Genomic DNA, 13,918 nt, shown 5'->3' with positions numbered 1-13,918 from the left:
ACAACCGCGCCAATGAACAGGAAGACCTGCTGGTGCGCCTGGTCACGGCGGTGGGCAAATACTGGATCTGCAAGCGCACGCCCAACCATGCCTACGAAGCCATGGAGTGCATTGGCGGCAGCGGCGTGATGGAAGACAGCATGATGCCACGCCTGTACCGCGAGGCGCCCGTGAACACCATCTGGGAGGGCAGCGGCAATGTGCAGTGTCTGGACGTGCTGCGCGCCCTGTCAAAAACACCGGCTGTGCTGGACGCTTTTTTTGCCGAAGTGAACCTGGCGCGCGGCGAGCAAGCCTTGCTGGACCAGCATATCGCCGCGCTGGCGACCGATCTGAAAGACTTGCGCGATTTTGAATACCGCGCGCGTGACGTGGTGGACCGCATGGCGCTGGCGCTGCAGGCCTCCTTGCTGGTGCGCCACGCCCCGGCGTTGGTGAGCGAGACCTTCTGCCAGTCGCGCCTGGGGCAGGTCGGCCAGCACAACTACGGCACCCTGCCGCGCGGCATTGATGCCGGCGCCCTCATCGCCCGCGCGACGCCCAGGAGTGCCAAGGCCTGAAGCGCGCGTGGCCGCAGGGCACCGCGGCTAAGCCGTCAACGCATAATCAAGGGTTCGCGAATCACGCCCCGGGTGGGGCGGTGCCGCATAAATTTTTGAGAAAGCCAGCGTGAAAAAGACGTTCAAATTAGACATTGAAGGCAAAAACCGTGACCGGGTGCTGGAAGCCACCAAGCACGAGATCCGCAAGTACGTCAAACGGCAACGGCGCGTGCCGCTGCCCGAAGGCGTGGACTACTGGGATTTTGACTGCAAGTTTGGCAGCGACGAAGCGAGTGCCACGGTGGTCCACTTCGCCACGATCACCGAGTTGATTGATGCGCTCGCCAAAGAGGGTGGTGATGCGTTTTACCTGGAGCTGCTGGCCAAACCCGGCCACCGCGCGGCGCGCGCGTCCGGGGCTGACGCCGCTGACCCAAGCGATCACGCCTAAGGCAAACCAAGCCGGGCTCGCCGCCCAATCCCCAATGCGGGGATAATCGCCTGTTTTTTAAAACTATCTGGAGTATTTCATGGCCAAAGAATTTCGTACCGAAGCTGAGCGCAAAGCCAGCCCCCGTCCTGTCGCCCCCAAAGGCGTGTGCTACACCGCCGGTCACGGCCAGATGCGCAGCCTGGAGCGCGGCGTCGCCACCAACAACAAGAAGAACCCCGGCAAGCGCTGCAAAAAAGGCGGTTGATCGGCCTTCACAGACCGGCGCCGTCATCGCACGTTGCGCCGCTGCTCGTCGCCTGAGCGCCAGGGTTTAAATCCACCCCAGCAAGGCGGCCAGCCCCAAACCCAAGAAGATCACGGCAGACACAACATGCACCGCGCGCAGCGGCAGCACTCGTGTCATGCGTTCACCCAGCCAGACCACTGGCGCATTGGCCAGCATCATGCCCAGCGTGGTACCGGCAATGACCCAAAAATAAGCGTGGTATTGCGCCGCCAGCATGACGGTGGCGACCTGGGTTTTGTCCCCCATTTCGGCCAGAAAAAAAGCGATCACCGTGGTGCCAAACACGCCGAAACGCGGCGCGCTCGGGGTCTCGTCGTCGTCGAGTTTGTCGGGGATCAGCATCCAGACCGCCATGGCGATGAACGAGCCGCCCAGCACCCAGCGCAGCACATCCGGCCCCAGCACGGTGGTCACCCAGGCGCCGACGGCACCGGCCAGGGCGTGGTTGGCCAGGGTGGCGACAAAGATGCCCAGCACAATCGGCCAAGGCTGGCGAAAGCGCACCGCCAGCAGGAGTGCGAGTAATTGGGTCTTGTCACCCATTTCGGCCAAGGTCACGATACCGGTTGAAACGAGAAAAGCTTCCATCGTCCGATGTTAGCCTTGATGAGCGGCACGCCCGGGCGCCTGCCTCCATGGGCAGGAACAAATCACAAGCTTACATCTGACCGATGCGGTCAAATCAACGACCAACCACTCTACGGCAGGACGGGCCTATTTTTTCCCGCCAGGGCCAGCACCGCCACCCATGCCCCCACCCGCGCCAGCCCCCATGCCTGCGCCGGAGCCGGGGCCGGCCCCGGGACCCGAGCCCATCACCGGACGCTGGCCTGGCGGGGTTTCAGGCAGCGTGACGCCCCTGACTTTGGCCCGTTCCTGCATTTGTTTGTGATGCTCCAGCCGGTAGGCCTCGCGCTCTTGCGCCGTCTTGAGGCCGCGCATTTTGGCCTGGTATTCGTTGCGCTCTTGCAGCGTCATCAACTGACTGCCGTAGATGGGGTCCTGCAGGCGGTCCCTGTCCTGGTCCCGAGTCTGGTCCTGCGTTTTGTCCCGGGTCTGGTCCTGCGCCATGGCACTGACGCTCATCCCGACGGCCAACAGTGAGGCTGCGCCGACCAGTGCCAATCGGGTCATACTGGTTTTTCGTGTCTTCATGCTTCGCTCCTGGTGAAAAAATGGTGAGGCGTGCTCACCCCGAAAAAAAACGTCCGCTAACAGATCAATGCAATTGATTCTGCTAACGGACGCCCCAGCCTTTGTTGAGGTTGCTCAATGCCGCGGGTAAGTGAAAGTATCAGGCGTTACCCAACGCGTCAGACTTGAAGCTGCCAGACGGGCCCGCGCGGCGGCGCCTTGACAAGGCCAGCGCACCCAGTGCCAGCACCATCAGCGCACCCACGGACGGTTCAGGAATACGGTTGACATACACGCCTGACCAGCTTTCCTCCGCGTTCGCCATGCCTGCGTTAATGGCAAGCCAGCCATTGCGGAAACCGTCGCGTTCGATGCCGAGGGACGTGATCTGCATGCCCGAGGCGTTCGCGTCGACAAGGCTTCCGTCCATACCGGTCTCAAGGATCGTGAAGACGTCGTTGCCGAAGTTGCCATACAAGCCTGTCTCGCCGCCGCTGCTCAGTGCCTTGAAGATGGCGTTGAGATCGTCCACAGCCACAAACGCCGACGAGCGCCACCGTGGCGGCTCTCGGTCATCGGTGCCGTCCCCACCCGAGTCGCTTGGCGCCCCCGAAAACGTCCAGAATAGGAAGTCTGCGAACTGCGAGCCAGTCTGCGCCATCATGGAGATGGCGCCGGTGTCGGTGTCGGCCATGAAGATGCCCTGGTGCTCGGGCACTGCGAAGTCGTAGATGCCGTCGCCAGCCGTTCCATTGGTGTCCTGGGCCAGACAGGCCGCCTTGATCGCGGCATTGCCGTCGCTCGAACAATTGACCGTGACAGCCCGGGTCGTGTCGCCCCAGGAACCCCAAAATCCGACGTTCTTGCCATCGAACGAGAGGCCTTCGCCCACGGTCTTGAACACCGAGCCGAGCGCATCGCCCACGGTTGTGACCCCCAGGCTCACCAGTGACTTGAGCGTGTGCAGCGGGTCTGCCAGCGAGCTGACGAAGATGCCGCCCGCGGTGGGGGCATCTTCGTTATCAAGGCCGGTGAACACCACCCGGCCATCTGATGCGCTGGGCGGCGCAGTGGAGCCGAACTTGGCCGCGTTGCCGGTGCCGTCCAGGACCGGGTTGCCGTTGTTGTCCAGGATCGCATCGCCGCTGGAGGCAATCTTGTAGACCGGCGACCGGCCGCCAGCGGCAATGACATCGCGGTAATAGATGCCGGTCTGACCGACACCGCCGCTGTCGGTCCAGTTGCCCTTGAAGGCCACCGTGTTGCCGGTGGCCGTTGGCGAGCCGGGGAACTGATCGAACCGGGTACCGGGGGTCGTCCCCGGTACCTGAAAGTAACTGAGGTCGGGATTCGACGGATAGACAGTGTTGTTGACGTTGCCCAACAGACTGGCGCCGGTGATCAAGGGGCCAGTCGGATTGGTGTACACGCCGGACGTGCCGCCCCGGGTGGTGATCGCCGTGCCATCCGGGTTGACGCCGTTCTGGTACTCGAACGCCGGCGTGGACTGGCCGCGGAACGCCGCCATGCTGGAGCGGGCGTCGATGCGCGGGAAAGCCGGAAACTCGTTGAAGGTGGCTGGCCCGGGATTGGTGATGTTGTTAGGAGCTGGCACCACATCGAATGGCGCCTTGTTGCTGGCGATGGTCGTGACCGGCGCGTTGGCAACGGACATGTCCCGGGCGAAGACCCCGCGAACCGGCTCACCGCCCCCGCCTCCCCCGCCCCCTTCACCGCCCACAGGCGCGCGGGCACGCGCCCGGAACACGAGCAAGCCGGCGTCATTGATCGAGGGCTGGTTGTAGCTGAAAAACTTCTCACCGCTTACCAAGTCCGGCGCACTTGTTCCGTTATTGGCAACTGTGGCCCATCTCAACATCGGCGCTGCGGCCACGCCGGGTGCGCAAAAAATACTGCCGAGAGCTACCGATAGCACGCCTAACGAGAAAATTCTATTTGTTACCAGATGTCTCCTTGTGTTTGATTTCTCCTGCCTGTTCTTAAATTCGGATGCATCAACAGCCGCCATGGCGTCAATCCCCCGCAAGTCGGTTTTCAGCCCCGCATATTTGTTCATCATGTTTTCCCAATTGAATGCCCTAGCGCCATCAGGCCAACAGGTTGTGGTTCAGGCGCCAGGTCAATTTAGAGAGAAGCGAGGTCATTTCTATTGACAATTCGTATCACTCTGTTACCAATTTGCAATATTTAGTAACATATTGACAACTATCAAGAAGGGCGGGCGAGCCTGTCCCGGTCACTGGATGTCTTGCCAAGACGATGTGAACCCGCCGGAATGGCGCCGATTTGAGTCATCATTTGCGCAGCGATGGGTTTGCCGTCTTTGTCCTGGCTCGGTTTTTGCTTTAAATTGGTGCATTTCGCGTTTTCGCCAAGTCAGCGCACCAATTCAACTCATTTCATCCCAAGAGGTTTTCATGGAAGCACTCAAACAGGGCGCCGACACCTTGTTCATCTTGCTCGGCGCCGTCATGGTGCTGGCCATGCACGCTGGTTTTGCATTTTTGGAGCTCGGCACGGTACGCCGCAAGAACCAGGTCAATGCGCTGGTCAAGATTCTGGTGGACTTCTCCGTCTCGACCGTCGCCTATTTTCTGGTCGGTTATGGCGTGGCCTATGGCACCCACTTCTTTGTCGGCGCCGAGCAGCTGGCCGCCAAGAATGGCTTCGAGTTGGTCAGGTTCTTTTTCTTGCTGACGTTTGCCGCCGCCATTCCGGCCATCATTTCGGGCGGCATTGCCGAGCGCGCCCGATTCTGGCCGCAACTGATCGCCACGGCGGTCATCGTCGGCTTGGTTTACCCGTTTTTCGAGGGTATCGCCTGGAACCAGCATTTTGGCGTACAGGGCTGGATCAAGAGCGTCACCGGCGCCGAGTTTCATGACTTTGCCGGCAGCGTGGTGGTGCACGCGGTGGGCGGCTGGATTGCTCTGCCCGCCGTGATCTTGCTGGGCGCGCGCGCCAACCGCTACCGCAAGGATGGCGGCATTTCGGCGCATCCGCCATCGAGCATTCCGTTTCTGGCGCTGGGCGCCTGGGTGCTGACGGTGGGCTGGTTTGGCTTCAACGTGATGAGCGCGCAAACGCTGGACAAAATCTCGGGTCTGGTGGCGGTGAACTCGCTGATGGCGATGGTGGGCGGCACGCTGGCGGCCCTGGTGGCGGGCAAAAATGACCCCGGCTTTGTGCACAACGGGCCCCTGGCGGGGCTGGTGGCCGTCTGTGCCGGCTCCGACCTGATGCACCCCTTGGGTGCACTGGTGGTGGGCGCGGTGGCCGGTGCGCTGTTTGTGCGCATGTTCACGCTGACGCAAAACAAGTGGAAGATTGACGATGTGCTGGGCGTGTGGCCTTTGCACGGCTTGTGCGGCACCTGGGGCGGCATCGCGGCCGGCATTTTTGGCACCAAGGCGCTGGGCGGCCTGGGCGGCGTGCATCTGGGCGCGCAACTGATTGGCACCGCCATAGGGGTGACGTGGGCCGCGGCGGGCGGACTCATCATCTATGCCGGGCTCAAAGCCGCCATGGGGCTGCGCCTGAGCCAGGAAGAAGAATATGACGGCGCCGACCTGTCCATTCACAAGATCAGCGCCACACCCGAGCGCGAAGCCAATTGGTGAGACCGGCCCGGGCGATGCATCATTAGCTATTGATTAGATAGCTACATATCCAGTATTGACGAGGGCTGGAGGCCAGTTTCTTATATATTTACGTCACAACGCCACGCCCGCTGAACTTGCCGACCGGGCCGACTGAAGCGTGCCCTACTGCGCAGCGCTGAGCCGCTTGACGCCTGCCACAAAGCGCGACAGCGTATCTGACAGCACACCGCGCGGGATCGTGATGTCGATCAACTGAAAACGCCCGCGGGTGGCAATCGCCTTGTCCAACGCGGCTTTGAGCTCGGCGCGGGTGTTGACGCGCACGCCATCACCGCCCATGCCGGCCGCCATGTCGGCAAAACCCCAGTGATCCAGGTCATTGAAGTCAGACTCGGGCTGGAAGGTGCGCAGCATTTCCCAACTGGCGTTGTTGAACACCAGCACGATGGGGTCCCAGCCGTAGCGTCGGCAATTGCCCAACTCCCAGCCGGTCATCTGGAACGCGCCGTCACCGACCAGGATCAGCGGGCGCTCGCCGGTCGCAGCTTGCAGGCCCAGCCCGGCCGGGACACCGAAACCCATGGTGGCGTAATAGCCCGGTGCGATCAGCGCCGTGTGCTCAATGTCCAGCGCGGTAAACAAACAGTCGCCCATGTCAGAGGCAATCGGCAGTTTGCCGTGCTCGGCCATCAGGTCGTTGACGGCAGTGGCAATGTCGGTCGGCGTGATGGACGCGGCGTCCGCCACCAGGCCATGCGGAAATGCCTGGCGTTTGACGGAAAACTTCTTGTCGGTGGCGGGCACCCGCTCCAGCAGGCGGTCCACCAGCGCCACCAGCGGTATGTGGGAATAGGTGTGGTAACCCATCGTGACCTGACCCGCCAGCGCGCCAATGGTCTTGCGCATGTCGATTTTCTTTTCCGACACGGCAAAATTGGTGTCCGACACGATCACACCGAGCAGGAACAAACCATCCGAGTTCTCCACCAGTTGGGTCACCTCGGGCAGGCCGGCGACTCCCAGGTAGGTGCCCACCAGCGGGGCCTCAATTTGCGCCAGCAGGCCAATGCCCATGAAACTGGTGACCACTGGCAGGGCCAGTCGGCGTGATAGTTCGGCGACTTTGGCTTCCAGCCCAAAGCGCCGCACTTCGACGCCGACCATCAACACGGGGGCGCTGGCAGCGCCCAAGCGCTGCAAGATTTCTGTCACGCAGGCGTCGAGCGCATCGGGATCGACCGCCGGGGCTGACTCGGCCATCACCGGCAAACAGGGCTCGGCCACCATGTCGCGCGGAATTTCGATGTACACCGGCTGCGAATGGCGCAGGCAATTGGCCAGTGCGCGCGCGATGTCGGCCGGCGCGCGCGCGGCGTCATCGAGCCGAACCTGGTCGCAGGTGATTTCCTTGTAAATCTGAAACTGCGAATCCAGGGTTTTCGCTTGGTGGTGCAACAAGAACCCCGATTGCGATTCTCCCTTGCCGGGACCGCCCGACAGCACCACCAGCGGCGACCGTTCCGCATACGCCGAGGCCACCGCATTGACCATGTTGAAGGCGCCGGCGCCGTAAGTCACCGCCGCCACGCCCAGGCCCCCGCTGATGCGGCCACAGGCATCGGCCGCAAAACCGACACCCGGTTCGTGCGACAAGGTGTACAGCGGCAGGATGGCGGACTGTTCGATGATGCGAAAGTACGGCAGCGCAAAGTCGCCGGGGATGCCAAAGATTTGCTGGGCGCCGTGCGCCTTGAGGGCGTGCAACAGGGATTCGGTGAGGTTCATAGGTCGGGTCTTGTTCAGTGCAGGAAAAAGCCGATTATTTCACCGGTCCGGTCACCCCGACATTAAGGCCGCCTGGCCCGCTCATACAGCGGCGTCACTTTGGGCAGGTTGCGTTCAATATCGCCAATGCGGGTGTTGCCCGAGGGGTGCGTTGACAGCCACTGCGGCGGCGCGCCCCGATTGGCGGCGGCCATTTTCTGCCACAGGGTGACGCCCGCGCGCGGGTCAAAACCGGCACGCGCCGCCAACTCCATGCCCACCAGGTCAGCGTCAGATTCGTCGCTGCGGCTGAACTGCAGCGTCAGCAACCGCGCGCCATAGTTGGTAACAGTTTGGCCCAGATCACCCAAGCCGAGCACTTGTCCCAACAGGCTGGCGCCGATGCCGGTGGCGGCGTTCTTGCCCATGCGGGCGCGGGCATGCTCGCGCAGCGCATGCGCCATCTCGTGTCCCATGACGGTCGCCACTTCAGCATCAGTGAGCTTGAGCTGATCCAGGATGCCGCTGTAGAAGACAATTTTGCCGCCCGGCATGCAAAACGCGTTGATCTGCTGGCGGCCAATCAGATTCACTTCCCAGCGCCAGCCGCTCGCACGCGGGTTCCAGCCACTGGCAAACGGAATGATGCGGCTGGCAATGGCGCGCAGTCGCCGCACCTGGGGGTGATCCTTGCTGCCCAGCGCCCGCTGGGATGCGGCCTGCTGCAGCAACTGCGCGTACTGCTGACCGGCTGAGCGCTCGACCGTTTCGGCGGGCACCAGATTGCTGAAGGCCGAGTTGCCACCGACATCGACGCCCTCGCGGGCCAGCGCGATCGGCAAGGTTGCGCCGGGCGGAACCAGCGTCAGGGCCAAGCTTTGCAGCGCCAGACGGCGCGATCGACACAAGGGGCAGTGGTGTGGGGTATTCATCATGGGTCTGAAGGAACGGCAGGGCTCCGCGTATTATTCCAGCATGACATCAAGTGCTGCCAATCCCCCACAAATCAAACCGACTTGGGTTGACACCTTCAAGGTTTATCTGGAGCCGCCCACGCTGCGCATGCTGCTGCTGGGGTTTTCGGCCGGCCTGCCCTTGCTGTTGGTGCTGGGCACCTTGAGTTTTTGGCTGCGCGAGGCCGGCCTGGACCGCACGACCATTGGCTATTTGAGCTGGGTCGGCTTGGCTTATGCATTCAAGTGGCTGTGGGCGCCGCTGGTGGACCGGCTGCCCATTGCGCTGCTGACGCGCTGGCTGGGGCGCCGGCGCAGTTGGCTCTTGCTGTCGCAGCTGGCGATCATGGGTGGGCTGGTTGCCATGTCTTTTAATGACCCCCAGGTGGCGCTGCAACCGGTGGTCTGGGGTGCCTTGGCGGTGGCCTTTGGTTCCGCCACGCAAGATATTGCACTGGATGCCTTTCGCATTGAATCGGCCAATATCGATCGCCAGGCAGCGCTGGCCGCAGCGTACCAAACCGGCTATCGGCTGGCCATGATCTGGGCTGGCGCCGGGGTGCTGTGGGTGGCGGCGCGGGCAGAGGTGGCCGGCGTGGTCGGCTACCAGCATGGCGCCTGGCAGACTGCTTACCTGGTGATGGCAGCCAGCATGTTGCTGGGCATGTTGACGGTGCTGCTGTCGCCCGAACCGATTCGCCGCGCCATGCCCTCCGCCAAGAACGTTCACGAATGGCTGAGAGGCGCCCTGATTGAACCCTTTGCCGATTTTTTGCATCGCTACGGCAAACAGGCGCTGCTGATTCTGGCTCTGATTGCCATCTACCGCATCAGCGACGTGGTGATGGGCATCATGGCCAATCCGTTTTATGTCGACATGGGCTACAGCAAGGACGAGGTCGCGGCGGTGACCAAGATTTTCGGCGTCATCATGACGCTGGTCGGCGCTTTTGTGGGCGGCGTTCTGTCCATGCGGCTCGGTGTGATGCGGGTGCTGATGCTGGGCGCGGTGCTCAGTGCCGCCACCAATTTGCTGTTTGCAGCCTTGAGCACGCGAGGCCATGATGTCACGGCACTCATCCTGGTGATCTCGGCCGACAACCTGGCCAGTGGCATTGCCTCGGCCGCGTTCATTGCCTACCTTTCCAGCCTGACAAATATCAATTACTCGGCGACCCAGTACGCGTTGTTCAGTTCTATGATGCTGCTCGCCCCCAAATTTCTGGCTGGCTACTCGGGCCGGTATGTGGATGCGTTTGGTTACCAGCACTTCTTCATTGGAACCTCTCTGCTGGGCCTGCCCGTGTTGTTGCTGGTTTGGCTGGCTACCAGAAGCCGACAGCTGTAAGTTGGCAACCCTATTTCTAATTTCAAACACGCCTTCACGTCATGAGAACCAGCGATGCACCTGCCTTTCTTGGCGCGCCCGGGTTGCCGTGCAAAACCGGGCGTTCCTGGCCCATGGGCGCCACCTGCATGACGCTTGATGGCGATAGCGGCGTTAATTTTGCGGTCTATTCCCGCCACGCCGAGGCGATCGAGCTGTGCCTGTTTGACGAGCACGGCGGGCTGGAGACGACACGCCTTCGTCTGCCGACGCACAGCGATGGCGTCTGGCACGGCTTTGTGCCTGGCCTGCAGGCCGGACAGCTGTATGGGCTGCGGGCCCATGGGCCGTATCAGCCTGCCCACGGCCAGCGCTTTAACCCGGCCAAATTGCTGCTGGATCCCTTTGCGCGTTCGCTCGTCGGGTCCACGCAACAGCTGTCGCTGGAGCGCGACTACCTGGGCGCGCCGGACGCCCCAGTGGGCACGCTTACCGCCGCGCCCGACCTGCACGACAACGCGACACGCATGCCCAAGGCCCAGGTTCTGGACCTGGCGGCCGAGTTGCAGGCGGGCGCCGCCATCAGCCCCCGCCCCGGGGTGCCGCTGGCCAACACGGTCCTTTACGAAGTACATGTCAAAGGGCTGACGAAGCTTCACCCCGACGTGCCGGCCGCCTTGCGCGGCACCTACGCGGGAGTCGTCAGTGCGCCGATGCTGGCGCATTACCAGCGCCTGGGCATTAGCACGCTATGTCTGTTGCCGGTGCAGCTTTTCGTCACCGAAGCGCATCTGCTGAAAAAGGGCTTTCGCAACTATTGGGGCTATAACACGCTGGGCTATTTCATTCCTGAGCCGACTTATGCCAGCGGCCAGTTCGCCGATGACCGTACCGAATTTAGGCACATGGTGGACCAGTTGCACCAGCATGGACTCGAAGTGGTTCTGGATGTGGTCTTCAACCACAGCGCCGAGAGCGACACCTTTGGCCCTACCCTGAGTTGGCGCGGCCTGGACAACGCCAGCTGGTACGCGCTGGATGCGGCCGGCCAGTACCTCAATTTCAGTGGTTGCGGCAACAGCTTCAACCTGACCCAACCCTGCGCGGTACAGATGGTGATGGACAGCCTGCGCTGGTGGGTGCAAGCGTTTGGCGTGGATGGGTTTCGCTTTGACCTGGCCACTGCGCTGGGACGCGACCCGGCACTTCGCCAGCATTTTCATCCAATGTCCGGCCTGTTGACAGCGATCGGGCAAGACCCGGTATTGGCCGGTATCAAGCTGATTGCCGAGCCGTGGGACGTCGGGCCGGGCGGCTACCAACTCGGGCAGTTCCCCGCCCGCTGGCATGAATGGAATGACCGCTTTCGCGATAACAGCCGCGCCTTCTGGCTGGGCCACCACAGCACGCGGGGCGAGATGGCGCGTCGGCTCACGGGCTCCAGCGATTACTTTGACCATGACGGCCGCAGTCCCCTGGCCTCTGTCAACCTGCTGAGCGCCCACGACGGCATGACGCTGGCCGATTTGACCTCCTACCGCCACAAGCACAACCAGGCCAATGGCGAAGACAACCGCGACGGCCAATACCATAACTTCAGCGCCAACGCAGGGGTGGAGGGTCCGACAGAAGACGCCACGGTGCAGTCCGTGCGTGGGCAATGGCAGCGCGCGCTGCTGGCCACCCTTTTTTGTTCACAGGGTTTGCCGCAGTTGTTGGCAGGCGATGAACTGGGCCAGTCCCAGCAGGGCAACAACAACGCCTACTGCCAGGACAACGAGACCAGCTGGCTGGCCTGGCCGGGCGCGCACCCGGAGTTGACCGATTTTGTGGCCGGGATGATCCATTTGCGCCAAACCCACGCGGCGCTGCGCCATGCGCGCTGGTTCACCGGTCGCGCCACGGCTGGGTCCACGCCGGCGGACATCGTCTGGCGCCGGCCGGACGGAGCAGCGATGGCTGCGAGCGACTGGGACGATCCGAAGTCGCGCAGTTTTGCCGGCCTGATCGAAGTCACCGATGCGGCTGACGCGACTGACGCCATGCCGCTGCGCTGGTTGCTGCTGCTGCAGGCGAGCGACCAGCCGCAAATTTTTGCGCTGCCACCGGGGCGCTGGCACACCGTGCTGGACAGTGCCGCCGGCTGGGTGTTGCCGGATGCCCAATGGAACGCTGCGCCCGCCTGCACGCAGGCCATCACTGCCGCGCCACGCACGGTGCTCGGGCTGGTCCAGCCTGTAGCCAGAGCGGCGCTTCATCTTGAGGCGCAGGCATGAGCCCGGCGCAAGCGGCCGTGGCGGCTATTTTTTCGCAGCGCAGCAGCGGCGTGCTGTTGCACCTGACTTCGCTGCCCGGCCCGCATGGCTCGGGTGATCTGGGCGCTGAGGCTTACCATTTTGTCGATTGGTTGGTGTCCGCCGGGCAGCGGCTCTGGCAGATACTGCCGCTGTCGCCGGTGGGGCCGGGCAACTCGCCCTATCACAGCCCCTCGACCTTCGCTGGCAATCCGCTGCTGGTGGACCTGGACGAACTGGTGCATAACGGTTGGCTGTCGCCCCAGGAGCCCCCCGGGTTTGAAGTGGGGCGCTGCGACTTTGAGCGCGTGGCGCCGTACCGCATGCAGCGTCTGCGTGAAGCCTGGCAGGGCTTCTTGGAACATACGCAGGCCAGCGACTGGACTGAGTTCGCGCGCTTTCGGGTGCAGCAAGCGCACTGGCTGGAGGGCTATGCCTTTTTCATGGCGCTGGAGACGCGCCATGGCAAACCCTGGACCCAGTGGCCAGTGGGGCTGGCACAGGCTGACCCGGCCGCGCTGGCCGCCGTGGGCGAGTCAATGGCAGACGAGCTGGGGTTCTTCAGCTTCATTCAGTGGCGCTTCATGCTGCAGTGGCAGCGTTTGCGCGACTATGCCCATGCCCACGGCATCTTGATTGTGGGCGATGCACCTATTTTTGTCGCGCATCACAGTGCCGATGTCTGGCTCAACACCGACCTGTTTCTGCTGGATGCGCAGGGCGAACCGACGGTGGTGGCGGGCGTGCCGCCCGACTACTTCAGCGCCACCGGGCAGCGCTGGGGCAATCCCTTGTACCGCTGGGACGTCATGGCCGCGCTGGATTTTGCCTGGTGGAAGGAGCGGCTCAGTCACCTGCTTGAGCTGGTGGATGTGGTGCGGCTGGATCACTTTCGTGGTTTTGAGTCCTATTGGGAAATTCCGGCCAGCGAGGCCACGGCCGTCGCCGGTTGTTGGCGTCGGGGGCCAGGCCAAGCCTTGTTTGACGCCTTGGCCAAGGCGCGATTGCAGCAGGGAGTCAGCGGCCGCCTGCCCATCATTGCGGAAGACTTGGGCATCATCACCGAGGCGGTCACCAACTTGCGCCAGGATTGCGGCTTCCCAGGCATGCGCGTGATGCAATTTGCTTTTGGCGACACCCCTGCCAACCCTTACCTGCCGCACAACTTTGACCAGCAAACGGTGGCCTACACCGGCACGCACGACAACGACACCACCTTGGGCTGGTGGCAGACGGCAGGCGCAGGGCAACGCCATAGCGCCCGCGCCTATCTCGGCCCCCTGGCCGATTTCGAGATTCACTGGGCCATGATGCAGTCGCTTTCGCAGTCAAAAGCCAACACTGCCATATTTCCATTCCAGGATGTCTTGGGGCTGGACGGCTTGCACCGCATGAACACGCCCGGCGTGGCGCAGGGTTGCTGGCAATGGCGTTTTGACTGGCGCCAGGTCGGCGATGCGCCGGCTCGGCGCCTGGCGGACATGACGCGCGCGCACGGACGCAATCTGCCAAGCCAAGGGAATTTTCAATAATCCATTTCT

12 protein-coding genes are annotated in these 13,918 nt (G+C 62.7%); 7 read left to right on the top strand and 5 right to left on the bottom strand.

Annotated elements, in window-relative coordinates; all coding sequences use genetic code 11:
- The 3 genes from GZ093_RS06490 to GZ093_RS06480 form a co-directional block, all read left to right on the top strand.
- On the top strand, window positions 1–560 hold a 560-nt coding region (locus tag GZ093_RS06490; protein WP_296483714.1), incomplete at its 5' end, for an acyl-CoA dehydrogenase family protein.
- 109 nt (window positions 561–669) lie between these two features.
- Window positions 670–993, top strand: a complete 324-nt coding sequence (locus GZ093_RS06485) for a DUF6172 family protein (protein ID WP_296483712.1) — start codon at window positions 670–672, stop codon at window positions 991–993.
- Window positions 994–1,072: 79 nt separating this feature from the next.
- Window positions 1,073–1,240 carry a hypothetical protein gene (locus tag GZ093_RS06480; RefSeq protein WP_296483709.1) on the top strand — a complete coding sequence of 56 codons (168 nt, stop codon included), beginning with the start codon at window positions 1,073–1,075 and terminating at the stop codon, window positions 1,238–1,240.
- Between the two features lie 66 nt (window positions 1,241–1,306).
- On the opposite strand, the gene GZ093_RS06475 is transcribed toward GZ093_RS06480, so the two are convergent.
- The 3 genes from GZ093_RS06475 to GZ093_RS06465 form a co-directional block, all read right to left on the bottom strand.
- Window positions 1,307–1,870: a TMEM165/GDT1 family protein gene (locus tag GZ093_RS06475; protein ID WP_296483707.1), complete on the bottom strand. Its 564-nt coding sequence runs from the start codon at window positions 1,868–1,870 to the stop codon at window positions 1,307–1,309.
- A gap of 126 nt (window positions 1,871–1,996) precedes the next feature.
- Window positions 1,997–2,437 carry a hypothetical protein gene (locus GZ093_RS06470; RefSeq protein WP_296483704.1) on the bottom strand — a complete coding sequence of 147 codons (441 nt, stop codon included), beginning with the start codon at window positions 2,435–2,437 and terminating at the stop codon, window positions 1,997–1,999.
- 139 nt (window positions 2,438–2,576) lie between these two features.
- Entirely contained in the window at window positions 2,577–4,295 is a 1,719-nt protein-coding gene (locus GZ093_RS06465) for a PEP-CTERM sorting domain-containing protein (protein WP_296483701.1), read from the bottom strand.
- Between the two features lie 559 nt (window positions 4,296–4,854).
- On the opposite strand from GZ093_RS06465, the gene GZ093_RS06460 reads away from it, so the two are divergent.
- Window positions 4,855–6,057, top strand: a complete 1,203-nt coding sequence (locus GZ093_RS06460) for an ammonium transporter (RefSeq protein ID WP_296483699.1) — start codon at window positions 4,855–4,857, stop codon at window positions 6,055–6,057.
- Between the two features lie 144 nt (window positions 6,058–6,201).
- Here the strand turns inward: GZ093_RS06460 and ipdC are convergent, their stop codons facing one another.
- A complete protein-coding gene (gene ipdC, locus GZ093_RS06455; protein WP_296483696.1) occupies window positions 6,202–7,824 on the bottom strand; it encodes an indolepyruvate/phenylpyruvate decarboxylase in 1,623 nt (540 codons plus the stop codon).
- Window positions 7,825–7,886: 62 nt separating this feature from the next.
- Window positions 7,887–8,735: a M48 family metallopeptidase gene (locus tag GZ093_RS06450; protein WP_363260323.1), complete on the bottom strand. Its 849-nt coding sequence runs from the start codon at window positions 8,733–8,735 to the stop codon at window positions 7,887–7,889.
- 43 nt (window positions 8,736–8,778) lie between these two features.
- On the opposite strand from GZ093_RS06450, the gene GZ093_RS06445 reads away from it, so the two are divergent.
- The 3 genes from GZ093_RS06445 to malQ are packed head-to-tail and all read left to right on the top strand — an operon-like array spanning window position 8,779 to window position 13,909.
- Window positions 8,779–10,104 carry an MFS transporter gene (locus GZ093_RS06445; protein WP_296483689.1) on the top strand — a complete coding sequence of 442 codons (1,326 nt, stop codon included), beginning with the start codon at window positions 8,779–8,781 and terminating at the stop codon, window positions 10,102–10,104.
- Window positions 10,105–10,145: 41 nt separating this feature from the next.
- Entirely contained in the window at window positions 10,146–12,359 is a 2,214-nt protein-coding gene (gene glgX / locus GZ093_RS06440) for a glycogen debranching protein GlgX (RefSeq protein ID WP_296483686.1), read from the top strand.
- On the top strand, window positions 12,356–13,909 hold the full coding sequence (gene malQ, locus GZ093_RS06435; protein ID WP_296483683.1) for a 4-alpha-glucanotransferase: 1,554 nt from the start codon (window positions 12,356–12,358) through the stop codon (window positions 13,907–13,909). Before glgX ends, malQ begins: the two co-directional genes overlap by 4 nt.
- Window positions 13,910–13,918 lie beyond the last annotated feature (9 nt).

The sequence above is a fragment of the Rhodoferax sp. genome, assembly GCF_010365055.1.
In the GTDB taxonomy this organism is placed as follows: domain Bacteria; phylum Pseudomonadota; class Gammaproteobacteria; order Burkholderiales; family Burkholderiaceae_C; genus Rhodoferax.
The sequence above is the reverse complement of the archived record's forward strand: the minus strand, read 5'-3'. Positions and strand labels throughout refer to the sequence as shown.

Excerpts from the sequence above, each read along its gene's own strand:
- GZ093_RS06480 (WP_296483709.1), top strand. The coding sequence starts at position 1,073 with ATGGCCAAAGAATTTCGTACCGAAGCTGAGCGCAAAGCCAGCCCCCGT.
- GZ093_RS06475 (WP_296483707.1), bottom strand. The coding sequence starts at position 1,870 with ATGGAAGCTTTTCTCGTTTCAACCGGTATCGTGACCTTGGCCGAAATG.
- GZ093_RS06470 (WP_296483704.1), bottom strand. The coding sequence starts at position 2,437 with ATGAAGACACGAAAAACCAGTATGACCCGATTGGCACTGGTCGGCGCA.
- GZ093_RS06465 (WP_296483701.1), bottom strand. The coding sequence starts at position 4,295 with ATGTTGAGATGGGCCACAGTTGCCAATAACGGAACAAGTGCGCCGGAC.
- GZ093_RS06460 (WP_296483699.1), top strand. The coding sequence starts at position 4,855 with ATGGAAGCACTCAAACAGGGCGCCGACACCTTGTTCATCTTGCTCGGC.
- ipdC (WP_296483696.1), bottom strand. The coding sequence starts at position 7,824 with ATGAACCTCACCGAATCCCTGTTGCACGCCCTCAAGGCGCACGGCGCC.
- GZ093_RS06450 (WP_363260323.1), bottom strand. The coding sequence starts at position 8,735 with ATGAATACCCCACACCACTGCCCCTTGTGTCGATCGCGCCGTCTGGCG.
- GZ093_RS06445 (WP_296483689.1), top strand. The coding sequence starts at position 8,779 with ATGACATCAAGTGCTGCCAATCCCCCACAAATCAAACCGACTTGGGTT.
- glgX (WP_296483686.1), top strand. The coding sequence starts at position 10,146 with ATGAGAACCAGCGATGCACCTGCCTTTCTTGGCGCGCCCGGGTTGCCG.
- malQ (WP_296483683.1), top strand. The coding sequence starts at position 12,356 with ATGAGCCCGGCGCAAGCGGCCGTGGCGGCTATTTTTTCGCAGCGCAGC.